Here is a 21,083-nt window from a genome sequence, read left to right on the forward strand (position 1 = left end):
TGGCCCCGGCGTGCGGCCGGGGCGGGGGCCCGCGGGGGGCTCAAGCCTGCGGCTTGGGCCAGGCGTTGGCGAGCAACACGCGGGTGTCGGCGAGGAGTTGCGGCAGCACCTTGGTCCTGCCGATCACGGGCATGAAATTGGTGTCGCCGCCCCAGCGCGGCACCACATGCTGATGCAGATGCGCGGCGATCCCGGCGCCCGCGATGGCGCCCTGGTTCATGCCGATATTGAAACCGTGCGCACCCGAGGCGGTACGCAGCGCGGTCATGGCGGCCTTGGTGAACTCGGCCAGCTGCACCGTTTCCTCGGCATCCAGCTCGGTGTAGTCGGCGACATGCCGGAACGGGACGACCATGAGATGACCGCCGGTGTACGGGTACAGATTGAGCACGGCGTACACGGAGCGGCCGCGAGCGATGATCAAGCCGTCCTCGTCGGACTTCTCCGGGATCGAGCAGAACGGACAGCCGTCACCCGCACCCGGGCCGGTCGGCTTGTTCTCGCCCTGGATGTAGGCCATCCGGTGGGGCGTCCACAGGCGCTGGAACGCGTCAGGCGTCCCCAGTCCGATCTGCTGCTCCGGCTCACTCGTCATGCGGGCCAGCATATTCGCCCACGAAGGGTGAGAAGCGGTGAGGGGCGGCCCCGGCTGGGGCCGCCCCTCAGACCCCCGCGTAGGCGGGGAGCACGTGGTCGGTAGATCCGGACCACGGCACAGGTCCGGATCACCCCCCGCTGACGCGGGGAGAGGGTCACACCTGGATGCGGCGCTCCACGGCGTCGGCGATCTCGGCCAGTGCCTGGTCGATCGGGATGCCGTTCTTCTGGGAGCCGTCGCGGTAGCGGAAGCTCACGGCCCCGGCCGCCACGTCGTCGTCACCGGCGATCACCATGAACGGCACCTTGGACTTCTGCGCGTTCCTGATCTTCTTCTGCATCCGGTCCGAGGACGAGTCCACCTCCATCCGCAGGCCCTTCGCCTTGGCCTGCGCGGCGAACTCCTCCAGGTACGGCACGTGGGTGTCGCCGATCGGGATGCCGACCGCCTGGACCGGGGCGAGCCACACCGGGAAGGCGCCCGCGTAGTGCTCCAGCAGGACCGCGAAGAAGCGCTCGATCGATCCGAAGAGCGCCCGGTGGATCATGACGGGCTGCTGCCGGGAGCCGTCCGCCGCGGTGTACTCCAGCTCGAACCGGGCCGGCTGGTTGAAGTCGACCTGGATGGTCGACATCTGCCAGGTACGGCCGATCGCGTCCCGCGCCTGGACCGAGATCTTGGGTCCGTAGAAGGCCGCGCCGCCCGGGTCCATGACCAGCTCAAGGCCCTGCTTCTCGGCGGCCTTGCGCAGCTCCTCGGTGGCCTCCTCCCACTGCTCCGGCCCACCGATGAACTTGTCGGAGTCGTCCCGGGTGGACAGCTCCAGATAGAAGTCGCTCAGGCCGTAGTCGCGGAGCAGGTTCAGCACGAAGGTGAGCAGATTGTCGAGCTCATCGGCCATCTGCTCCTTGGTGCAGTAGATGTGCGAGTCGTCCTGGGTGAAGCCGCGGGCCCGGGTCAGGCCGTGGACGACACCCGACTTCTCGTACCGGTAGACCGTGCCGAACTCGAAGAGCCGCAGCGGAAGCTCACGGTAGGACCGCCCGCGCGCCCTGAAGATCAGGTTGTGCATCGGGCAGTTCATGGCCTTGAGGTAGTAGTCCTGGCCCTCGAACTCCATGGGCGGGAACATGCCGTCCATGTAGTGCGGCAGATGGCCGGAGGTCTCGAAGAGCTTGGCCTTGGTGATGTGCGGGGTGTTGACGAACTCGTACCCCGCCTCCTCGTGCCGCTTCCGCGAGTACTCCTCCATCTCCTTGCGGATCACACCCCCCTTGGGGTGGAACACCGCGAGGCCCGAGCCCAGCTCGTCCGGGAAGGAGAACAGGTCCAGCTCCGAGCCGAGCTTGCGGTGGTCGCGCTTCTCGGCCTCCGCCAGGAAGTCCAGGTACGCCTTCAGCTCGTCCTTGGTCGGCCAGGCGGTGCCGTAGATCCGCTGCAGCTGCGGGTTCTTCTCGCTGCCCCGCCAGTACGCGGCGGCGCTGCGCATCAGCTTGAAGGCGGGGATGTTCCGGGTGGTCGGCAGGTGCGGACCGCGGCACAGGTCGCGCCAGCACAGCTCGCCGGTCTTGGCGTCGAGGTTGTCGTAGATGGTCAGCTCGCCCGCGCCGACCTCGGCGGAGGCGCCCTCGGCGGCGTCCGCGGCCGATCCCTTGAGGCCGATGAGTTCCAGCTTGTACGGCTCGGCCGCCAGCTCCTCGCGGGCGTCCTCGTCGGTGACCGCGCGGCGGGAGAACTTCTGCCCCCGCTTCTGGATCTCCTGCATCTTCTTCTCGATGCGCTTGAGGTCGTCCGGGTGGAAGGGGGTCTCGACGTCGAAGTCGTAGTAGAAGCCGTCCTTGATCGGCGGTCCGATGCCGAGCTTGGCCTCCGGGAAGAGCTCCTGCACGGCCTGCGCCATCACATGCGCGGTGGAGTGGCGCAGGATGTCCAGACCGTCCTGGCTGGTGATCTCGACCGGCTCGATCTCCTCGCCGTCGGCCGGTGCGTACGCCAGGTCCTTGAGCTGCCCGCCCACGCGTGCGGCGACGATCGACCGGTCGCCGGCGAAGAGGTCCGCGGCCGTAGTGCCCGTGGCCACCACGCGTTCTTCCCGCTCGGAATCGCGTTGGATGATCACACGGACGTCTGACACCGGTCTCTCCTGACTGATGGGTGGCTCACCGCGGCGAATGCCGCGCAGCGTGAATCGTACCGAGCCGACGGCTCCGACCGCGAAACGGTTGTGGGCGCGCTCGGCTCCACCCCCGGCGGTCAGGGGCCGCCGCACGCCTCCTCGAAGAAGTCCAGGTTCTCCTGGAGCGACTTGAGCAGCCGGTCCCGCTCGGCCTCGTCGACCTGGACGGGGGTGACGCCCGTGGGCTCGCCGAGCCGCCGGAAGCCGCCCCGGCTCTCCAGCCGCCCGCTGACCCGGATCGGCAGCCCGACCAGGTGGGCGTGGCCGGCGATGCGGTAGTCGTCCTCGTCCAGCACCATCCGCACCTGCGGCACATCCGCCCCGGCCAACACCCGCAGCCGCACGGCCCCCGGGCCGCCCGGGGTGGTCCGGCGCAGCCGCACCACCGCGCCCGTGATCCGCACGGGCACGGACGGCTCGTCCCGGAGAAAGCGGGCCCCGGCCTCCCTGAGCCCCGGGAGGTCGCCGGGCGAGAACTCCACCGGCTCGGGGCGGGCCGCGAACCCCGGCGGCGGGCCCGCGGCGGGCGCCCACTCCAGCCCCACCCGCGCCCCCTCGGTGCCCTGGACGAGCGAGACGACGGCCTCGGTCAGCTCCCGGCACACCCCCGCCTCGACCGCGGCGTCGAACGCCTCCATCCCGCCCGTGGCCCGCTGGTAGTCGGCGGCGTCACGGAGCGCGTACAGGGCACGCAGCAGGGTGGCGGTGATGGCGCGGCCGTCCTCGACGGGGACGAAGACGGTGAGCTCGCGCCCGCCGGAGGCGGCGCCGGAGGGCCCGGTCAGCACCCGTTCCAGCGATGCCTCGGCCGCGCGGCGGTGCCGCGCCCCGTAATACCCCGCGCGGGCCCGGGAGGCGAGCGCGCCCGCCAGCAGGGTGTCGCGGGCGGCGGTGCGCAGCCGCTCCTGCGCGGTCCAGGCGGCGGTGCCGCCACGGGACTCGGGCACCTCGCGCCACCAGCGGATCTCATCGCTGGGCACGGCGAGGCCGGTGAGCACCTCGCGGGCGGAGGGGGCGGCGCTGTGAGTGAGGGCCAGCAGTGCCTCGGCGAGCAGATCGCCGCTGTCGGGGAAGTCCCGGTTCTCGGGGACGAGCAGGCTGGTGCCGCCCGCGAGCCGGCCCGGCGGGGTCCAGCGGGCGTACCGCCCCGGGGCGCCGCCGCGGCGGCGCCAGCCGTGCCGGGCGAGCAGGGCGCCGAGGACGGCCGGCTCGATCTCATCGGGGTGCGGGGCCGCTGGGGGCGCGGGCTCGTCCCCCGGCCGGTACCGGTCCATCACGGTCTCCCTCCCGCCCCGACCCGGGTCATGATCTCGCAGAGGGCGCGGTCGTCGAAGACGCGCGAGGTCGGGATCCGCACGGTGGTCCGGCGGCTGCCCGTGACCGGGTGGCCCGCCAGGTTGATCCAGTAGCAGCAGTGCCGCAGTGCGAGGCGGTCGTGGCCGGCCCGCAGCCAGTCGTCCTGGCTGCGCGGCACGATCATCACGACGAGAATCTTGTGCACGGAGACCGGGGTGCGGGCGAGCTTGACCAGGTGGTCGTTGTCGAGCGTGAAGGCGAAGGTCGGGCCGCGCGGACGCGGCGGCAGCTGGTAGGTGGCCTTCAGCTGCACCTTGATCGTCACCTCGTCGTCCACGGTGTGGCCTCGTGAGCTGTGGCTGACATGCCAGTCGATGCCGTGGTCCGGGAAGGGCTGGGCCAGCGAGCAGCCCGCGGCCGCCGCGACCGCGTGCAGATAGCCCACCTGAAGGGTCTCCATACAAGCGGTGGTGGCGATATGGCCGCGCGCCGGGGCGATCCGCTCGGGAAGCAGACCGCTCGCCGTCGGGGCCGGATCGGGCTGCGCGAGCGCCATGTCCGTGACGCCTTCCGGTCGTTGCCGGCCTTACACGTACATCTGTGTTGTCTCCGCGTCAGGACCGCGGCAAACAGCGGCGGTTCGGCCACCCGGCTTCGGGTATCACCTGGTCGGGGCGGGTTGTAGGTGTCATCGCCGTTCCACGCACGAGGAGTTGAGGCCATGCCGTCCTGGTTCGAGGGGCCGCTCGCCGCGTTCGACACGGAGACCACGGGCGTCGATGTCGAGCACGACCGGATCGTGTCGGCCGCCCTGGTGGTGCAGCGCGGGACCGGCAGTCTGCCGGAGATCCGGCGGTGGCTGGTCAGTCCAGGCGTGCCGGTACCCGCTTCCGCCACGCGGATACACGGCCTGACCGACGCTCACCTGCAGCATAACGGCAGGTGGCCCGCGCCGGTGATGGAGGAGGTGGCGCGGGCGATAGCGGAGCAGACCGCGCGCGGCACCCCGCTGGTGGTGATGAACGCGCCGTTCGATCTGACGCTGCTGGACCGCGAGTTGAAGCGGCACCGCAATACGAGTCTGGCGGGCTATCTGTCGCTGCGCTCGCTGTGTGTGCTCGATCCCCGGGTGCTGGACAAGCACTTGGACCGCTATCGCAAGGGGCGCCGAACGCTCACCGATCTGTGCGAGCACTACGGCGTGGAGCTGATGGGGGCGCATGACGCGGCGGCGGACGCCATGGCCGCCCTGGATGTCGTACGGGCGGTGGGCCGCCGGTTCGCCTCACGGGTGGAGACGCTGACGCCCACCGAGCTGCACGCCCGCCAGACGGCCTGGTACGCGGCGCAGGCCCGCGGCCTGCAGGCCTGGTTCGCGCTCAACGGGTCGGACGAGGTCTGCGATCCGGCCTGGCCGCTGCGACCGGACCTCCCGGCCGCCGCCTGACGGGCGTCCGGCGTCCCGCGGGCCCCGCCCGCACCCGCCCCCGCCCCTCGGACGAGGCGGATCAGACGAGGCGGAGCCGGAAGGGGTGCCCCGCCGGGTCGGAGTAGAGCCGGACGTCGCGCGGGCCTCCGTTGTCCTTGGTGTCCAGCGGCCGGGCGCCCAGGTCCACGACCTTGCGCTCGGCGGCGTCGATGTCCTCGACCAGCAGTTCCAGATGTGCCTGCTGGGAGTCGTCGGGCCGCGGCCAGCTCGGCGGGGCGTAGCCGTGGTCCCGGAGGAAGGCCATGCGGGTCCCGCCGGGTGCGGCGATGTCTATGCGGTCGAGGGTCGTGATCGCCTGGATCTCGGCGCCGAGCACCTTGGCGTAGAACTCGGCGAGTTCTTCGGGCTCGGCACAGTCCAGGGACAGAACGGCGGCGGTCACAACGGCCATGAGTTCCCCTCCAGTCATCACCCACGGAAGTTTTCTCCGGATACCCCGACGGCCGGGATGTAGGCGCACAACGGCGAAGGCCGGGCCGCCTGCTGGCGGCCCGGCCTTAACAGCTGATCGCCGCCCGGACCTGGCTCGTGGTCTGCCGGCTGCCCTCGTATGCGCCGGAGCTGAACCCCGGTCGAGGCCGTGTGGTCCCACCTCAAGGCTCTCTGGATTCGCCGTCCACAGACGGGCGTTGGCCAGGACGAACTCTTCCCAGTCGACTCCGAGGTCGACCTTGGCCTCCTCCACCTGATGGCCGAGGGACTCGGGCAAGCGCATGGTGCGGGCGACAGCGCCGGCCACTGGTGCGGTCGTGCGGCGGCCGCCATGAACCGACGGTGGGCCATCGCCCTGGACGGGCGGAAAACGGGGGGAATCTGCGCCCACGTGCGGCCTGTCGTGGCCACAAAGATGATCGGCGCCAGTAACTCGCGGTCATCGTGCCGACGTCGACCATCCCCGTTGCGGACGCGTCGGCGCCTCCGGCACCACCCGCTGGACCAACTCCCACAGTCCGTCCGGGACCAACCGCTTCGCCATCACACACAGACAGACCACAGGTCATGCCAAATGAGATGATCGCTAGGTGGTGGGCGATACTGGGTTCGAACCAGTGACCTCTTCGGTGTGAACGAAGCGCTCTCCCACTGAGCTAATCGCCCGGGTTGTCCGGTCGGGGTCTCCCCCGGCGGAACGATCTGAACAATACAGGTCGCGGCGGGTTCGGTTCAAACCGCTTTCCCGCCGGACGGCCCGGGTGACGACGCCGCCAGGTGCGCCCGCAGCCCCCGCCGTCCCGCGCGCATCATCAGGGCGTGGTTGGCGCGGAAGACCGGGCGGCCAGGAAGCGCGAGACGGCGCAGCAGGGGCTTGCGGGCCACGACCTCCTGTTCGAAGAGGGCGCGGGTGCCGGCGCCGTGCGCCCTCACCGTCCAGCGCACCCATCCCTCCAAATCGCCGGAGACGGCGGCCTCCAGCACTCCGTCCGCCGGGTCCTGGCGTGCCTGGCTGACGGTCACGTGCAGGTCGTACGGGACGAGGGAGCGGAAGCGGGCTGCGCCCCTGCGGCCGTCGATCCGCCGCACCTCACGGACCTGGGGCCACCACCGCGGATAGGCGTCGCCGTCCGCGAGCGCCGCGTAGACGGCGTCGGGGGGAGCGTCGAGGTCCCAGCGGCTGCGGAAGCGGTAGTGGCACCAGTCCATGCCGCCAGTCTGCGGCCGCCCGGGCTGTCCGGGGGAGCCTGTTGCCGAGCGGCGCTCGCGCTGCGGCTCGCGGCCGGCTGGGACGTGCCTCAACGCCGAGGGCCCGGAGGCATGGAGCCTCCGGGCCCTCGGTCCGGGGTGGGCGATACTGGGATCGAACCAGTGACCTCTTCGGTGTGAACGAAGCGCTCTCCCGCTGAGCTAATCGCCCTGGCGCACGCCTAAGATTAGCGTATGCCGGGCCGTGCTCATGACCAGTCCCGCGACCGGGGACCGGTCACTGCTCGATCTTCCACGGCATCATGGCGCCGAACTTCCACACGTACACCGAGATCGCCACGGCGCAGATCACCACCGCGATCGTGGTGAGGAGGATGTTCCGCCGGCGCACCCTCGGGTCGAGGGCGCGCTTCGCCGCCTCGGTGACCTTGCGCTTGGTCCACAGCAGCACCATTTGGGCCCAGACGAACTCGGTGGCCCAGATCGCCATGCCGGCGAAGATCACCAGCCACCCCGGACCGGGCAGGGGCAGCATGATGATGCCCGCGCCCACGACCGCGAGCCCCACGATGAACACGCCGACCTGCCAGCTCAGGTGCAGCGCGCGCGACCGCCGGATGAATCCGGGTGCCCGGGAGCCGAAGACCGGCTCCTTCGTCGGCGCATCGTCCCCCGTCGCGGCCTGAGGCGGCGCCGGTGTGGCACCCTCCCGCCGCTCGTCACTCTCCGCATCCATGTGACCCAACTTACCTGATCGGCCGAAGTCACCGGAATGGTGGTAGAGGCCGCCCGAGAGCTGGGCCGCACGAGCTACCGGAACACCCACAAAACGGTCAGAGGGGTTTACAACGGCACCGTAGGTGGCATGTCGATTTCGCCGACGTGCGAATCCCCGAGCGCACACTGAGCGAAAGGCCCTGGCGCTTATGAACACCACGGTCAGCTGCGAGCTGCACCTGCGCCTCGTTGTGTCGAGCGAATCCTCACTGCCTGTACCCGCGGGCCTGCGGTATGACACGGCCGACCCTTACGCCGTGCACGCCACCTTCCACACCGGAGCCGAAGAGACGGTCGAATGGGTGTTCGCCCGCGATCTTCTCGCCGAGGGCCTGCACCGGCCCACCGGCACCGGCGACGTCCGGGTGTGGCCGTCCCGCAGCCACGGCCAGGGCGTCGTCTGCATCGCCCTGAGCTCCCCGGAGGGAGAGGCCCTGCTCGAGGCCCCGGCGCGGGCCCTGGAGTCGTTCCTGAAGCGGACCGACGCCGCTGTGCCACCCGGCACCGAACACCGCCATTTCGACCTCGACACAGAGCTCTCCCACATCCTGGCGGAGAGCTGAGACCCGGCGAGAGCTGAGCGCGCGGCCGTCCGACTCGGGGAGACGGCGCGAGCCGGGACGCGACATTCCGGTAGAGACCATCCCGACCATGGCATCCCGACAAAGGCATCCCGACCACGGCAGAGCAGAGGCGGGCGACGGTGCCGTCGCCGCGGAACCGTCCGCGGCGACGGCACCGTCGTGTCACGACCGTAGCCGTACGCGGCTAGAGTCGGGCAGATCGAGGGGCAGCCAAGGGCAGCCGCCGACCCCAGCCGGCCAGGGAGCAATCGTGCTGATCAACCACGACACCCGGTGCGCGCTCGACGTGGTCGTCGATCTGGTGAACACCGCGCCGGAGGGCGGGGACCAGGACGACCTCGCCGACCTCGCGGCGCTGCGCCGGTTCGTCGAGCGCAACGCCATCAGCGATATCGGCACGCTGAGCGAGGGGGACCTCGCCGCCGTACAGGCCGTGCGGACCAGGTTCGCCGAGGTCTTCGCCGCCGCCGGGAGCGAGACCGCCACCCGGCGCACCGCCGAGCTGCTCAACGCCATGATCGCCGCGGCGGGCACCACACCCCGTCTCACCGACCACGACGGCTACGACTGGCATGTGCACTACTTCGCGCCGGGCGCGTCGCTCGCCGACCACCTCGCCGCCGACGGCGGCATGGCCCTCGCGTTCCTGGTGGTCGCGGGCGAGCGGGAGCGACTGCGCGGCTGCGAGGCCCCGGACTGCGGGTACGCCTTCGTGGATCTGTCCCGCAATCGCTCCCGGCGCTACTGCGACAGCCGCACCTGTGGCAATCGGCTGCATGTCGCCGCGTATCGCGCCCGGCGCCGTGAGGCCGCGAACTGACCTCACCACCGGTAGAGATCATGCACGGCGGTGCCGAGGAGCAGGGTGAATATGACCGCCAGGAAAAGCATCAGCGGCGGCTGGGAGAGAGCGAAGAGACAGCCACGCGGTTCCTCGCTGGGGGGCACAGGGGGGCGTTCGATACCTTCGACAGGGGACTGCTCCCCGGGTGATTGCAGCATCTCGCGAAAGATCATGACGCAGCCCGGAGCCCGGCTGCGACCAGCGTGTGATTTTTGACCGGTACTTCGTCAGATCCCGTGCTTTTTGAGAATGGCTTCGATGTCTGAGAAGTCTTCTGTGCCCGAACCTGTTCCGGCCTTCGGCTTGGATGCCTTCGGCGCCTTGGACGGCTCGGAGGGATCCGAGGCGGCCGGCGCGAGTGCCCCGCCCCGCTCGGCCGCGGCCGCCGCACGCCGCTCCTTGCGGGTGCCGCCGGCGCGGCGCTCGACCGCTCGGCTCACCGCGAGGAGCGCCCAGGAGAGACCGAGGAGGCCGAACCCCAGCCATACGCTCGGCTTGAAGACGAGATCGGCCAGCCAGTCCAGAACTCCGGTCATCGCGAGGCCCACCGGGATCAGCGCGAAGGCGGCGATCCGGGTCGCGGCCAGGAAACGCTTGCGGTACGCGGTCAGACAGGCGATGCCCAGACCGGCCGCGGACACCGCGGCGCAGACAGTGTCGGTCAGCATCGGGACCTCCTGGCGATGGGTGCCGGTCACTCCATCCTGCACCTCGTGAGGCGGCACGGGCCACGGTCGGGGCCCGGGATCAGGGACATGTCCGGGGAAGGCTCCTCCCGGGGGCCGAGGAGCGGGCCCCGGCCGTGTTCGAAGAAGTGTCCACAGGCTGGGAGACTGGCCCCATGAGCGACACCCTCCCCTCGCCGCGCCCCGTCCTCGACGTGTGGTGCGAACTGCAGTGCCCCGACTGCCGCACCGCCCTCGCGGACCTGCGCGCGCTGCGCGCCCGCTTCGGGGACGCCCTGGAGATCCGGCTGCGGCACTTCCCGCTGGAACGGCACCGGCACGCCCACGCCGCCGCTCAGGCGGCCGAGGAGGCCGCCGAGCAGGGACAGGGCTGGCCGTACGTCGAGGCCGTGCTGGAGCGCGCCGAGAAGCTCGGCGACCGCGGCGAGCTGCTGCTCGTCGAGGTGGCCCGGGAACTGGGCCTGGACGCGGAGGAGATGGACACCGCGCTGATCGACGGCCGCCACATCCTGATCGTCGACGCGGACCAGGCCGAGGGCAAGGCGATCGGGGTGACCGGCACCCCGACGTATGTGATCGGCGGCGAGCGGCTCGACGGTGGCAAGAGCCAGGAGGGGCTGCGGGAGCGCATCGAGGAGATCGCCGACCGCCTCATCGCGGAGGGCCCCTAAGCGGTTACGGCGAAGTCAAGTGCTGATCCTTCTCGGCGTCCAAGCCCTCGGCCAGGCCGAACGGCGAGGGATCAGCGGCGAACTTCACCGCATCCGCTCAGCGCTGCCGGTGCCCCGCGACGGCGGGGCACCAGAGCTGCGGGGCACCAGAGCTGCGGGGCACCAGAGCTGCGGGGCACCAGAGCGGCGGGGCACCAGAGCTGCGGGGCACCAGAGCGGCGGGGCACCAGAGCGGCGGGGCACCGGGACTAGAGCAGCGGCTTGTAGAGCTGGTACTCGACCACCTCGTAGCCCAGCGACTCGTACAGCCGCAGCGCCGGGGTGTTCCCGCCGAAGACGTGCAGCCCCAGCGTGCGCGCCCCCAGCGCCAGGCTGTCGCCCTCGGCGGCCAGCATCAGGGAGCGGCCGTGCCCGTGTCCGCGGTGCTCCTCGGCGACCTCGACGGAGAACACGTACGCCTCCCCCATCCGCTCGGCGTCGGGCTGGTCCGTGCGGAGCGCGATCCAGAGGGTGCCCACGTCGGTTCCGTCGTGTGCGAGGACGCGCAGGACGGTGCCCGGGGTGACGAGTCCCTGCGGCAGGAGCGTCCGGTAGTCGGCGTCGGCCTTGGTTTCGGCCTGCTGCCGGGTGACTCCCCGCTCCAGCAGGTCACTGAGGTATCCCGCCCGCTGATGGGCGTACCAGGCCGGATAGTCCGCCTCCGCCATGGGCCGTACCGTGCTGCCCTCGGGCAGCACGGGCGGCTGTCCCAGCGGCTTGACCATATTGCGGCCTCGCTCCCGGTACCCGAGCGCACCCGCGAGCCCGAGGGCGCTCTGGGCCTGGGCGGGAACGCGCGCCAGCAGCTGGGTGCAGCCCCAGCCGCGCAGCACCTCCTCGGCGGCGAGCGCGGCGACCGTGCCGCGGCCGCGATGCCGCTCCGGGTCGGCTATCCGGAGCTCTTCGATGCGCCCGGCCGTCGGCCCCAGCCGGGCGTCGGTGGTGAGGCGGATGGAGCCGACGGGGCGGCTGTTGACGCAAACCTCGTACGAGCGTGCACGCCCGCCGTCGTCGGTGCGCTGTTCCGGCTCGGTGGGCCGCAGGGTGGTGGTCACGATGGTGTTCTACCGGGCCGGCGGGCGATCGTCACCAGTTTTTGAACGGCTCCGTACCCCGGGCCGGCCGGTCACGGGTCGATGTCGGCGGCCGCCCGCTCGGTGAAGATCCGCATGGCCTTGGCGGTGACCGGGCCGGGCGCGCCGGGCAGGGCGTGGGCGTCCACCCGGCGTACGGCCTGCACATCGCGGGTCGTGGAGGTCAGGAAGACCTCCTCGGCCCGCTCCAGCACGGACAGCGGCAGATCGGCCTCCTTGGCGCCCACCCACTCCAGGACCAGGGCCCGGGTGATGCCCGCCAGGCAGCCGGAGGCGAGCGGCGGGGTGTGCAGCTCGCCGTCGAGGACCACGAAGACATTGGAGCCGGTGCCCTCGCAGAGCCGGCCGACCGTGTTGGCGAACAGCGCCTCGCTCGCGTCGTCCTCCCTGGCGCGGGCGAGCGCGACCACGTTCTCGCCGTACGAGGTGGTCTTCAGGCCGGTGAGCGCCCCGCGCTCGTTGCGGGTCCAGTCCACGGTGACCACGGCGGTGGTGTCCGGCCTGCGCGCCGTCTCGACCAGCGCGACCACGAGCGTCGGGCCCGCCGTGCCACGGTCGGAGCCGAGGGGTGAGAGCCCTCCGGTGTAGGTGATCCGCAGCCGCCCGAGCGGCATGGGGTTGGCCTTCAGCACTTCCTCGCAGGCCCGCCGCACCTCGTCCAGGTCCGGTTCGGGCAGGCCGAGGCCGTGCGCGGAGCGGGCCAGCCGCCGCAGATGGCGGGTGAGAGCGAAGGCCTGCCCCTCGGTCGCCTTGATGGTCTCGAAGACGCCGTCGCCGACCGTCAGCCCATGATCGAAGACGGACACCTGGGCGCTGTCCGCCTCGCACAGGGATCCGTCGAGCCAGATGGTCGGTTTCATCGCGCTGCCCTTCCCGTCGGCTGCTGTACCCCCGACGCTACCGCGAGCAGCCGGGCGGCCTTGAGTTCCGTTTCGTCCCATTCACGCTCGGGATCCGAGCCCCAGGTGATCCCGGCGCCGGTGCCGAAACGCAGAACGGCGCCGCCGCTGCCGGGGCCGGCCGGGGCGCGGTCGATCCAGAAAGTCCGTATGCCCACCGCCAGCTCACCGACGCCGCGGTCGGCGTCCACCCAGCCGACGCCGCCGCAGTACGGGCCGCGCGGCGCGGTCTCCAGCTCCCCGATGATGCGCAGCGCGCTCGATTTCGGTGCGCCGGTGACCGACCCGGGCGGAAAGGCCGCGGCGAACAGTTCCGGCCAGCCGGCCCCCGGGGCGAGCTCGCCGCGCACCGTGGAGACGAGGTGGACCAGCCCGGGGTGCGGTTCGATCGTGCAGAGCGCCGGGACCGTCACCGATCCGGTGGCGCAGACCCGCCCCAGGTCGTTGCGGACCAGATCCACGATCATCACGTTCTCGGCGTGGTCCTTCTCCAGCAGATCCTCCGGACGGCGGCCGGTGCCCTTGATCGGGCCGGACTCGACCGTGCGCCCGGTGCGCCGCAGGAAGAGCTCGGGAGAGGCCGTGGCGACCTCCACCCCGTGGGCGGGCAGCCGTACGGTGCCCGCGTACGGGGCGGGGTTACCGAGGGCCAGCACCGCGCTCAGCGCGTCCACGTCGGCCGCTGCCGGATCCGGCAGCGCCGCGGTCAGCACCCGGCACAGATTCGCCTGGTAGACCTCGCCGGCCGCGATATGGCGCCGGATCCGCCGGACGCCCGCGGTGTAGGCGGCCCGGTCCAGCGACGAGGACCAGTCACCCGCCGCCGGGCCGCGCCAGGCGCCGGCCGCGGGCCCCTGCGGCGGCGCCTTCCGTACGTCACCGAATCGGGCACACAGCAACCGCCCCTCGAAGTCCGCGACAACGGCCCAGAAACCCTTGGCGTCCAGGGCTGAGGGGTCGCTGGTCACATCGCGCAGATCGGTGGCGAGGAGGCCGCCGAAGCGGGCCAGAGGGGGCAGCTCGTGCACGGTTGCGAGTCTATGGCGCCCTGGTCAGCGGGGCGTCGGGAGGGAGTGCGGCCCGACAGCAGGGCAGCACGCTGCGCAAACGGAATTTGAGCTGGCCCGGGAATCCGCTAGAGTTCAACACGTCGCCGGGACGCGGGAGCGCCCCGGGAAAACGACACCTGCGGACGTGGCTCAGTTGGTAGAGCATCACCTTGCCAAGGTGAGGGTCGCGAGTTCGAATCTCGTCGTCCGCTCGACGTGAGGGTTTGCAGCCCCCACATCTGGTGGAGTGGCCGAGAGGCGAGGCAACGGCCTGCAAAGCCGTCTACACGGGTTCAAATCCCGTCTCCACCTCGGACGATTAGCTCAGCGGGAGAGCGCTTCCCTGACACGGAAGAGGTCACTGGTTCAATCCCAGTATCGTCCACTCGGGTCCTCGCGGACCCACCTGCGCGATTAGCTCAGCGGGAGAGCGCTTCCCTGACACGGAAGAGGTCACTGGTTCAATCCCAGTATCGCGCACGCAGTCCCGAGGACGATTAGCTCAGCGGGAGAGCGCTTCCCTGACACGGAAGAGGTCACTGGTTCAATCCCAGTATCGTCCACACCGATCGGCCGAGGGCCGGAGCGACAAGCTCCGGCCCTCCGTCGTATGAGGTCACGAGTCGTATGAGGTCACGAAGAGAAGAGCATGTGGCCGAAGCCACGCTGGTGGTGACCGTGATGCCCACCGTGGTGACCCTGGTGCGGCGCGCCCCAGGCCGGCGCGGCCGGGTACGCCTGCGGGGCGCCGGGGCCCGGCGGGGTGGGAGGCATCTGCTGGGTCCACTGCGACTCGAGGCGAGTCAGCGCCTCCAGCTCCCCGTAGTCCAGGAAGATCCCCCGGCAGCCGCTGCACTGCTCTATCTGGACGCCATTGCGGTTGTACGTGTGCATCGGCGCATGGCACTTGGGACACTGCATGGTCCGCTCAACTCCTCAAGCTCCGGACGAAGCGCCGCCGGAACCTCCCCCCGGCCGCGTCGACTTCACCCTACGGCCTCCGTGCACCGGGCGATGCGGACGCATGCCTCCACCATCGCCTCCTCCGCCTCATCCAACCCCCGCCGGCCCGCCGCCGCCTTGGCCAGCGCCAGCGCCGCGGTCTGTACGGTCAGGGCGCGCGCGGGAACGTCCAGGCGCGGCCACGGGTCGTGCTCCCCCGCGGCCGAACCACCCGCGGCGCGGTACGCCCCGAGAAACCGCTCCCAACCCTCCGCGGCCAGCAGCCCGGCGGCATACCAGGCCGCAGGGCGCGCGAGATCCCACGCAGGGTCGCCGAGGCCGAGGTCATCGACGTCGATCAGCAGCCAGCCCGTGCCGACTCGGACCAACTGGCCGAGATGCAAGTCGCCGTGGCACAGCGCGCCACCCCCGCCCCACTCCTCCCCGCGGGCCCATCCTGGCAGCCCGCCCCACGCCCGCAACACAGCCTGCGCGGCCGCTTCGTCGACGCCCTCCGCCGCCCGCAGCCGGGCGATGGCCCGGACGGCCTTCGCGGGCCCGCGCATCGCCGGAAGCGGACCCGGCAGTCCGCCGACCGGCACCCCATGCAACCGCGCGAGCAGCGCCCCCGCCTCCTCCCACGGCGCGGCCTCCGGCTCCTCCGGTGACACCGGCTCCCCGTACGGCCACCACGTCACCCGCCGCCCCCCGGGCAGCGCCCCCACCCCACCGACCGGCGGCAGCAGAGTCCCCGCGCAGCGGGGATGCGCGGCGACCCCGACCCTGACCGCCAGCGCGGCCGGGTCCGCGTCGGGAGCGTGTGCCTTGGCGACGAGTCCTCCGCAGCGGACGACGGTCCCATCCGGCCGATCCGCCAGCACCGTCGTCTCCCCGTCGCCCCGCCCCCGCAGGGTGTCTGCCAGCAGGGCCGCCGTTCTGCCCATGTGGGTCCCCCTGTCGCCTGATGCCCACCGGATCCTACGTCGGTGGTGGGACCGGGCCCCGAGCTCGCCCCCGCCCCCCGGCACGCCCCCGCGCGTGTCCTCAATCGCCGGACGGGCTGGAATCGCGTGTCGTCAATCGCCGGACGGGCTGGAATCGCGTGTCCTCAATCGCCGGACGGCTGGAATATGAGCCGAGCCCCCGGCCAAGCGGCGACGGGGCCACTGAGCCGGCGGCCGCCGACGAGGCGAGAGAGTGGCGGGGATGCGCCACCCCTCGCCCGGCTAAGCTGTTACGGCGAAGTCAAGTGCTGATCCTTCTCGGCGTCCAAGCCCTCGGCCAGGCCGAACGGCGAGGGATCAGCGGCGAACTTCACCGCATCCGCTTAGGCCCACCCCGGATGCCCCGTCCCCGCACCCGGCACCAACCGACCGCGCACCCAAGCGCACCCGCGCCCCAAACGGCGCGATGCCCGGACAGCTCCCTGTCTGCCTCACCACCGAACGCACCGAGCCCCGCCGCCATCGCTCCCCAGCGATGACGAACGGGGCCCGTTCCATGCCCGGACGGCCGACACCGTTGCGGGTGTTTCTCCGCAACAGGTGCCCAGCTGTCCGGGCATTCGTGCCGTCCGCCGCACCCCCGTCCCCACGGGGTTGATGGCCGGAAGTCCCCGGCCCGGGCCGCTCTCCCGGACCTGGGGCGCTTAGCGCCCCAGCATTCCCGCCACGGACGACGCCTGTGTCACGACGGCATCCCAGCCGCCGAAGGTGATGCTCAAGACGAGAGCCAACGGCAGCACCATCGCCGCCGCGACCAGGGGATGACGGGTGCCACCCTGCGACGGGGTGCCGAACGCGTCGACAACCCGGCGCCCGCGCACCCGGGGGACCGTACGTCCAACCGTGTCCGCCATCGTCCCTCCTCTGTCACATCTGGGAGCGGCGAGCGTCTGACCTCGGGGGACGAGTGCTGCCGCCCGCCGCTTGACGACAACATTAGGCGCGCGCCACGGCGCTCGGCGTCATGCCTTCGTATCGATTGCCGGGCCTCCCGGAGGATGAGCCCGGACGGAGCCGAGTACTCCCCTGGGTGGAGATACCGCCCCGTCACTTGGGGTCTTCCCGGAGGGGACGGCGGAACGGGACCATCCGGAGGGTCCCGCTCCGCCGGCGGCCCCGCCGGGCCGACCAGCGGGGCTACTCCCCGTGCTCCCCACGCGGCACCGGCTGCTCCACCAACGCCAGCACCCGGTTCGCCATGAACCGCGCCGTCCGCACCACAGAGCCATTACGGGTGACTTCGCTCACTTCCACCACCCCGCGCCGGACCGCCGTCTCGACCCGCCGACCGGCCCGGCTGGCCACCACTTCATACGTCCGTGTCGTGTCCCCCGCGTCCACGACTATCTCCACACAATCACCCTTCATGGTCCCAATCCCCCTTCTGATGCGGTCCTTTGAGATCACGCACGCGCGGACCGAGCGCGGATGGCCACGATTCCGGCCCACTTCTCCAGGATCCCAGGTACCACTGACAATCCGTCGGCCGACGCATGCGCGGCCTCTCAGCACGACAGGCCGTCAATCCGTAAGCTGTGCACCTCAGACGGACGGCAGTGGACGGCAGCGGTTGGGGCTCCCCCACCAGGGGTTGGGGAAGGGGCCTCCCCACCGGAGGTAGGGGACGGACATGGCGATGATGCGGCTCCGGCGCGAGGACCCGCGTGTCGTCGGTTCCTTCCGGCTTCACCGGCGGCTCGGCGCGGGCGGTATGGGCGTGGTCTACCTCGGCTCCGACCGGCGCGGACAGCGCGTGGCGCTGAAGGTGATCCGGCCGGATCTGGCCGAGGACCGGGAGTTCCGGTCACGGTTCGCCCGCGAGGTGTCGGCCGCGCGGCGGATCCGCGGGGGCTGTACGGCCCGGCTGGTGGCCGCCGACCTGGAGGCCGATCGCCCGTGGTTCGCCACCCAGTACGTACCGGGCCCCTCCCTCCACGACAAGGTCAACGAGGACGGCCCGCTGCCCGCCGCTCCCGTGGCGTCGATCGGGTCCGCACTGGCCGAGGGACTGTTGGCGGTGCACGAGGCGGGGGTGGTGCATCGCGACCTCAAGCCGTCGAACATCCTGCTCTCCCCCAAGGGCCCGCGGATCATCGACTTCGGCATCGCCTGGGCGACCGGGGCGAGCACGTTGACGCACGTCGGCACGGCGGTCGGCTCGCCCGGCTTCCTCGCGCCCGAGCAGGTGCGGGGCGCGGTGGTCACGCCGGCGACCGACGTCTTCGCGCTGGGGGCGACGCTCGCGTACGCCTCGACGGCGGACTCGCCGTTCGGACACGGGAGTTCCGAGGTGATGCTGTACCGGGTGGTGCATGAGGAGCCACAGCTGATCGGGGTACCGGATGCGCTGGCTCCGCTGCTGCACGCGTGTCTGGCGAAGGATCCGGAGGACCGGCCGAGCACGCTGCAACTGTCGCTGCGGCTGAAGGAGATCGCGGCGCGCGAGGCGCATGGGCATGGCGGGGTCGGCGGGCACGGTGGGGCCGGCGGGCACGGTGGGGCCGGGGGTTCCGGCGGGCCTGGGGGGCACGGCACGTACGGCGGGACCGGCGTAGTGGACCGTCGGCCCTCGGGGCGGCGGTCCGAGGCGTACGCGGAACAGCACACCGAGCGGCGCCCGGGCGGTACGCCGCCGCGGGGGGCGCAGGCGCCGCGGGCGTCGTCGCCGCGGTCGGGGGCCGGGGCGGGGCCGGGGGCGGGGTCCGGGGCTGGTCGCTCCACGGGGCGGAACACTCCGGCGCGCCCGGGTCCGCGGAGAGGTACGCGCCCGCCTGCCCGTACGGTCCGTACGTCGCCGAACGGACGCCGTCCGGGTGGGCCGGGACCGGACCGAAGGCTGCTGCGGCAGCGGCTGACGGTGTTCGTGGTGGTGACGCTGCTGGTGGCGCTGGGGATCGCGGCGGCGCAGGGCTGCCAGGGGCCGACGAATGGGCTGGGCGCACCGGATGGGTCCGTGACGCATGCGGTGTCGATGGCGCCGGGCGGACCGTAGCGGGTGCGCGGGCTGTTCGTGCCGGGTTGCGGGGGCGGGGGCGGGGCCTCCGGGGCGGGGCCTGGACCGACATATTCAGGCGCCGGAAGCCGTTCGGGGCTCGCCCCAACCAGCCCGCCCGGCGATCGAGGACACGCCCGGAGGGCGTGCCGGGGGCGCGCCCGGTACGCAAGCCCCTGGCAGGGGCCCGGTCAGGCGCGGGTCACGGCGTAGAAGGCGACCGCCGCCGCCGCGCCGACGTTGAGGGAGTCGACACCGTGGGCCATGGGGATACGGACCCATTCGTCGGCGGCCATGAGGGCTTGGGTGGAGAGCCCGTCGCCCTCGGCGCCGAGCATCAGGGCGACGCGTTCGAGGCGGTGGGGGGCCGCGTCGTCGATGGTGGTGGCCTTTTCGTCGGGGGTGAGGGCGAGGATCTTGAAGCCGGTGTGCCGGACCGCTTCCACGCCGCGGGGCCAGGGGTCCAGGCGGGCGTACGGGACGGAGAAGACGGCGCCCATGGAGACCTTGACGGAGCGGCGGTAGAGGGGGTCGGCGCAGTCCGGGGAGAGGAGTACGGCGTCCATCCCGAGGGCCGCGGCGCTGCGGAAAATGGCACCGATGTTGGTGTGGTCGTTGACGGACTCCATGATCACGACGCGTCGGGCGCCGGCCAGGAGCGCGTCGGCTGCCGGAAGCGGTTTGCGCTGCATGGAGGCGAGGGCGCCGCGGTGGACGTGGTAGCCGGTGACACGTTCGGCCAGTTCGGGGGTGACGGCGTAGACGGGGGCGGGGACGTCCTCGATGACGTCGCGCATGACGTCGACCCACTTGGACGACAGCAACATGGAGCGCATCTCGTAGCCGGCGAGCCGGGCCCGTCGGATCACCTTCTCGCCTTCGGCGATGAAGAGGCCCTCGGCGGGCTCGCGCTTGCGTCGTAGCTCTACATCGGTCAGACCCGTGTAGTCGCGCAGCCGCGGGTCGTCGGGATCATCGACGGTGATGAGATCAGCCACAGAGTGATACTGCCTTGTCCTGGTTGCGGTGCCAATGAGGCGAACGCGATCACGTTACCGGCGGTTACGTCACCGGTGGTCGCGTGTGGCGAGGGCGACGACGTCGCCGATCACCACGACCGCCGGGGGGCGTATGCCCTCGGCCGCGACTCTTTCGGCCACGGTCGCGAGGGTCGCGTCCACGCGGCGTTGGGTGGGGGTGGTGCCCTCCTGGACGACGGCGACCGGGGTGTCCGCGGGTCGGCCGTGTTCGACGAGGGTCGCGGCGATCGTGCCGATCTTCTCCACGGCCATGAGCAGGACGAGCGTGCCGCGGAGCTTGGCGAGCGCGGGCCAGTCCACCAGGGAGCTCGGGTCGTCGGGGGCGACATGGCCGCTGACCACGGTGAACTCATGGGCGACACCGCGGTGGGTGACCGGGATCCCGGCCGCGGCGGGGACGCTGATGGAGCTGGAGATGCCGGGGACGACGGTGCAGGGGATCCCGGCCTCGGCGAGCGCCTCGGCCTCCTCCATCCCGCGCCCGAAGACGAAGGGGTCGCCGCCCTTGAGCCGGACGACCGCCTTGCCCGCCTTGGCGTGCTCGATCAGCGCGTTGTTGATCGCTTCCTGGGCCATGAAGCGGCCGTAGGGGATCTTCGCGGCGTCGATGACCTCGACGTGGGGCGGAAGTTCGTCGAGGAGGTCGCGGGGGCCGAGGCGGTCCGCTACGACCACGTCGGCCTCGGCGAGGAGGCGGCGGCCGCGCACGGTGATCAGGTCGGGGTCGCCGGGACCGCCGCCGACCAGGGCCACGTGGGGGCCGCGGGTGCGGTGGCGGGGGGCGGCGAGGGTGCCGTCGCGCAGTCCCTCGACCACGGCGTCGCGTACGGCCGCGGAGCGGCGCGGGTCCTGGCCGGTGAGGACGGCCACGGTGACACCCTCGCTGCGTCCGGTGGCCGGGGTCCAGGCGGAGGCGGCCTCGGCGTCGTCGCTGCGTACGCACCAGATGCGGCGCGCCTCGGCCTCGGCGGACGCGGCGGCGTTGGCCTCCGGGTCGTCCGTGGTGATCAGCACGTACCAGGCACCCTCGAAGTCACCGTCCTGGTAGCGGCGGTGCTCCCAGCGCACCTCCCCCGCCTCGGCCATGGCCTCGACGGAGGGGGTCGCGGACGGCGAGATCAGCAGGATGTCCGCGCCGGCCGCTATCAGCGCGGGCAGCCGGCGCTGGGCGACCTGGCCCGCTCCGAGGACGACGACGCGCCGCCCGGAAAGGCGCAGCCCGACGGGGTATGCGAAGTTCTCGGACATGGCGATGCGGCTCT

Annotated in this window: 23 protein-coding genes, 7 tRNA genes and 1 pseudogene; 10 read left to right on the forward strand and 21 right to left on the reverse strand. The window is 71.8% G+C overall.

Going from position 1 to position 21,083, the window contains the following annotated elements; all coding sequences use genetic code 11:
* Nucleotides 1-40: 40 nt before the first annotated feature.
* From ABZU99_RS07155 to ABZU99_RS07170, 4 genes are all read right to left on the reverse strand, one after another.
* On the reverse strand, nt 41-607 hold the full coding sequence (locus ABZU99_RS07155) for an HIT domain-containing protein (RefSeq protein WP_356043615.1): 567 nt from the start codon (nt 605-607) through the stop codon (nt 41-43).
* Between the two features lie 145 nt (nt 608-752).
* Entirely contained in the window at nt 753-2,732 is a 1,980-nt protein-coding gene (thrS, locus tag ABZU99_RS07160) for a threonine--tRNA ligase (protein ID WP_356043617.1), read from the reverse strand.
* Nucleotides 2,733-2,851: 119 nt separating this feature from the next.
* Nucleotides 2,852-4,048, reverse strand: coding sequence for a hypothetical protein (locus ABZU99_RS07165; RefSeq protein ID WP_356043620.1), 1,197 nt, complete (start codon nt 4,046-4,048; stop codon nt 2,852-2,854).
* Nucleotides 4,048-4,626 (reverse strand): DUF4365 domain-containing protein, encoded by a 579-nt coding sequence (locus tag ABZU99_RS07170; protein ID WP_355941128.1) that lies wholly within the window; start codon nt 4,624-4,626, stop codon nt 4,048-4,050. Before ABZU99_RS07170 ends, ABZU99_RS07165 begins: the two co-directional genes overlap by 1 nt.
* 165 nt (nt 4,627-4,791) lie before the next feature.
* Between ABZU99_RS07170 and ABZU99_RS07175 the strand changes: the two genes are divergently transcribed.
* Nucleotides 4,792-5,517 carry a 3'-5' exonuclease gene (locus ABZU99_RS07175; RefSeq protein WP_355941125.1) on the forward strand — a complete coding sequence of 242 codons (726 nt, stop codon included), beginning with the start codon at nt 4,792-4,794 and terminating at the stop codon, nt 5,515-5,517.
* Nucleotides 5,518-5,578: 61 nt separating this feature from the next.
* Here ABZU99_RS07175 and ABZU99_RS07180 read toward each other — a convergent pair whose 3' ends face one another.
* The 6 genes and pseudogenes from ABZU99_RS07180 to ABZU99_RS07205 form a co-directional block, all read right to left on the reverse strand.
* Nucleotides 5,579-5,950 carry a VOC family protein gene (locus tag ABZU99_RS07180; protein WP_356043623.1) on the reverse strand — a complete coding sequence of 124 codons (372 nt, stop codon included), beginning with the start codon at nt 5,948-5,950 and terminating at the stop codon, nt 5,579-5,581.
* Between the two features lie 407 nt (nt 5,951-6,357).
* Nucleotides 6,358-6,535, reverse strand: a pseudogene (locus tag ABZU99_RS07185) (transposase); the annotation flags it as partial.
* Between the two features lie 47 nt (nt 6,536-6,582).
* Nucleotides 6,583-6,657: transfer RNA gene (locus ABZU99_RS07190), tRNA-Val, on the reverse strand.
* Between the two features lie 66 nt (nt 6,658-6,723).
* Entirely contained in the window at nt 6,724-7,200 is a 477-nt protein-coding gene (locus ABZU99_RS07195) for an SRPBCC family protein (protein ID WP_356043625.1), read from the reverse strand.
* A gap of 139 nt (nt 7,201-7,339) precedes the next feature.
* A tRNA-Val gene (locus ABZU99_RS07200) sits at nt 7,340-7,411 on the reverse strand.
* A gap of 66 nt (nt 7,412-7,477) precedes the next feature.
* Complete coding sequence (locus tag ABZU99_RS07205; protein ID WP_355941116.1) at nt 7,478-7,936, reverse strand: TIGR02611 family protein; 459 nt, start codon at nt 7,934-7,936, stop codon at nt 7,478-7,480.
* A 190-nt stretch (nt 7,937-8,126) separates the two neighbouring features.
* Between ABZU99_RS07205 and ABZU99_RS07210 the strand changes: the two genes are divergently transcribed.
* Both ABZU99_RS07210 and ABZU99_RS07215 read left to right on the forward strand, forming a co-directional pair.
* Entirely contained in the window at nt 8,127-8,540 is a 414-nt protein-coding gene (locus ABZU99_RS07210) for an SsgA family sporulation/cell division regulator (RefSeq protein ID WP_003959770.1), read from the forward strand.
* A gap of 271 nt (nt 8,541-8,811) precedes the next feature.
* Nucleotides 8,812-9,381, forward strand: coding sequence for a CGNR zinc finger domain-containing protein (locus ABZU99_RS07215; RefSeq protein WP_355941113.1), 570 nt, complete (start codon nt 8,812-8,814; stop codon nt 9,379-9,381).
* A gap of 2 nt (nt 9,382-9,383) precedes the next feature.
* Here the strand turns inward: ABZU99_RS07215 and ABZU99_RS07220 are convergent, their stop codons facing one another.
* Both ABZU99_RS07220 and ABZU99_RS07225 read right to left on the reverse strand, forming a co-directional pair.
* Entirely contained in the window at nt 9,384-9,578 is a 195-nt protein-coding gene (locus ABZU99_RS07220; protein ID WP_356043627.1) for a hypothetical protein, read from the reverse strand.
* Nucleotides 9,579-9,632: 54 nt separating this feature from the next.
* Nucleotides 9,633-10,073: a hypothetical protein gene (locus tag ABZU99_RS07225; RefSeq protein WP_355941108.1), complete on the reverse strand. Its 441-nt coding sequence runs from the start codon at nt 10,071-10,073 to the stop codon at nt 9,633-9,635.
* A gap of 173 nt (nt 10,074-10,246) precedes the next feature.
* Here ABZU99_RS07225 and ABZU99_RS07230 point away from each other — a divergent pair, with 173 nt between their 5' ends.
* Nucleotides 10,247-10,762 carry a DsbA family protein gene (locus tag ABZU99_RS07230; protein ID WP_355941105.1) on the forward strand — a complete coding sequence of 172 codons (516 nt, stop codon included), beginning with the start codon at nt 10,247-10,249 and terminating at the stop codon, nt 10,760-10,762.
* A gap of 248 nt (nt 10,763-11,010) precedes the next feature.
* Here the strand turns inward: ABZU99_RS07230 and ABZU99_RS07235 are convergent, their stop codons facing one another.
* From ABZU99_RS07235 to ABZU99_RS07245, 3 genes are all read right to left on the reverse strand, one after another.
* Nucleotides 11,011-11,856 (reverse strand): GNAT family N-acetyltransferase, encoded by an 846-nt coding sequence (locus ABZU99_RS07235; protein ID WP_356043630.1) that lies wholly within the window; start codon nt 11,854-11,856, stop codon nt 11,011-11,013.
* Nucleotides 11,857-11,927: 71 nt separating this feature from the next.
* Nucleotides 11,928-12,755 carry an aminodeoxychorismate lyase gene (locus ABZU99_RS07240; RefSeq protein WP_355941099.1) on the reverse strand — a complete coding sequence of 276 codons (828 nt, stop codon included), beginning with the start codon at nt 12,753-12,755 and terminating at the stop codon, nt 11,928-11,930.
* Entirely contained in the window at nt 12,752-13,822 is a 1,071-nt protein-coding gene (locus ABZU99_RS07245; RefSeq protein ID WP_356043632.1) for a chorismate-binding protein, read from the reverse strand. The genes ABZU99_RS07240 and ABZU99_RS07245 overlap by 4 nt, the downstream gene beginning before the upstream one ends.
* Nucleotides 13,823-13,982: 160 nt before the next feature.
* On the opposite strand from ABZU99_RS07245, the gene ABZU99_RS07250 reads away from it, so the two are divergent.
* From ABZU99_RS07250 to ABZU99_RS07270, 5 genes are all read left to right on the forward strand, one after another.
* Nucleotides 13,983-14,055, forward strand: a tRNA-Gly gene (locus ABZU99_RS07250).
* Nucleotides 14,056-14,084: 29 nt separating this feature from the next.
* Nucleotides 14,085-14,155: transfer RNA gene (locus tag ABZU99_RS07255), tRNA-Cys, on the forward strand.
* A 1-nt stretch (nt 14,156) separates the two neighbouring features.
* Nucleotides 14,157-14,228: transfer RNA gene (locus tag ABZU99_RS07260), tRNA-Val, on the forward strand.
* A 23-nt stretch (nt 14,229-14,251) separates the two neighbouring features.
* A tRNA-Val gene (locus ABZU99_RS07265) sits at nt 14,252-14,323 on the forward strand.
* Nucleotides 14,324-14,334: 11 nt separating this feature from the next.
* Nucleotides 14,335-14,406: transfer RNA gene (locus ABZU99_RS07270), tRNA-Val, on the forward strand.
* 70 nt (nt 14,407-14,476) lie between these two features.
* Here ABZU99_RS07270 and ABZU99_RS07275 read toward each other — a convergent pair.
* The 4 genes from ABZU99_RS07275 to ABZU99_RS07290 all read right to left on the reverse strand — a co-directional run bounded on the left by ABZU99_RS07275 (nt 14,477) and on the right by ABZU99_RS07290 (nt 17,157).
* Nucleotides 14,477-14,764: a zf-TFIIB domain-containing protein gene (locus ABZU99_RS07275; RefSeq protein ID WP_355941093.1), complete on the reverse strand. Its 288-nt coding sequence runs from the start codon at nt 14,762-14,764 to the stop codon at nt 14,477-14,479.
* 65 nt (nt 14,765-14,829) lie between these two features.
* A complete protein-coding gene (locus tag ABZU99_RS07280; RefSeq protein WP_356043635.1) occupies nt 14,830-15,729 on the reverse strand; it encodes an aminoglycoside phosphotransferase family protein in 900 nt (299 codons plus the stop codon).
* Nucleotides 15,730-16,433: 704 nt separating this feature from the next.
* Entirely contained in the window at nt 16,434-16,643 is a 210-nt protein-coding gene (locus tag ABZU99_RS07285; RefSeq protein ID WP_356043638.1) for a hypothetical protein, read from the reverse strand.
* A 283-nt stretch (nt 16,644-16,926) separates the two neighbouring features.
* Complete coding sequence (locus ABZU99_RS07290) at nt 16,927-17,157, reverse strand: hypothetical protein (protein WP_356043640.1); 231 nt, start codon at nt 17,155-17,157, stop codon at nt 16,927-16,929.
* A gap of 262 nt (nt 17,158-17,419) precedes the next feature.
* Between ABZU99_RS07290 and ABZU99_RS07295 the strand changes: the two genes are divergently transcribed.
* Complete coding sequence (locus ABZU99_RS07295; protein ID WP_356043643.1) at nt 17,420-18,781, forward strand: serine/threonine-protein kinase; 1,362 nt, start codon at nt 17,420-17,422, stop codon at nt 18,779-18,781.
* Between the two features lie 191 nt (nt 18,782-18,972).
* On the opposite strand, the gene ABZU99_RS07300 is transcribed toward ABZU99_RS07295, so the two are convergent.
* Both ABZU99_RS07300 and cobA read right to left on the reverse strand, forming a co-directional pair.
* On the reverse strand, nt 18,973-19,779 hold the full coding sequence (locus ABZU99_RS07300; RefSeq protein ID WP_355941077.1) for an RNA methyltransferase: 807 nt from the start codon (nt 19,777-19,779) through the stop codon (nt 18,973-18,975).
* Between the two features lie 69 nt (nt 19,780-19,848).
* Nucleotides 19,849-21,069, reverse strand: coding sequence for a uroporphyrinogen-III C-methyltransferase (gene cobA / locus ABZU99_RS07305; RefSeq protein ID WP_355941075.1), 1,221 nt, complete (start codon nt 21,067-21,069; stop codon nt 19,849-19,851).
* Nucleotides 21,070-21,083 lie beyond the last annotated feature (14 nt).

Source organism: Streptomyces sp. NPDC005266, assembly GCF_040607655.1.
In the GTDB taxonomy this organism is placed as follows: domain Bacteria; phylum Actinomycetota; class Actinomycetes; order Streptomycetales; family Streptomycetaceae; genus Streptomyces.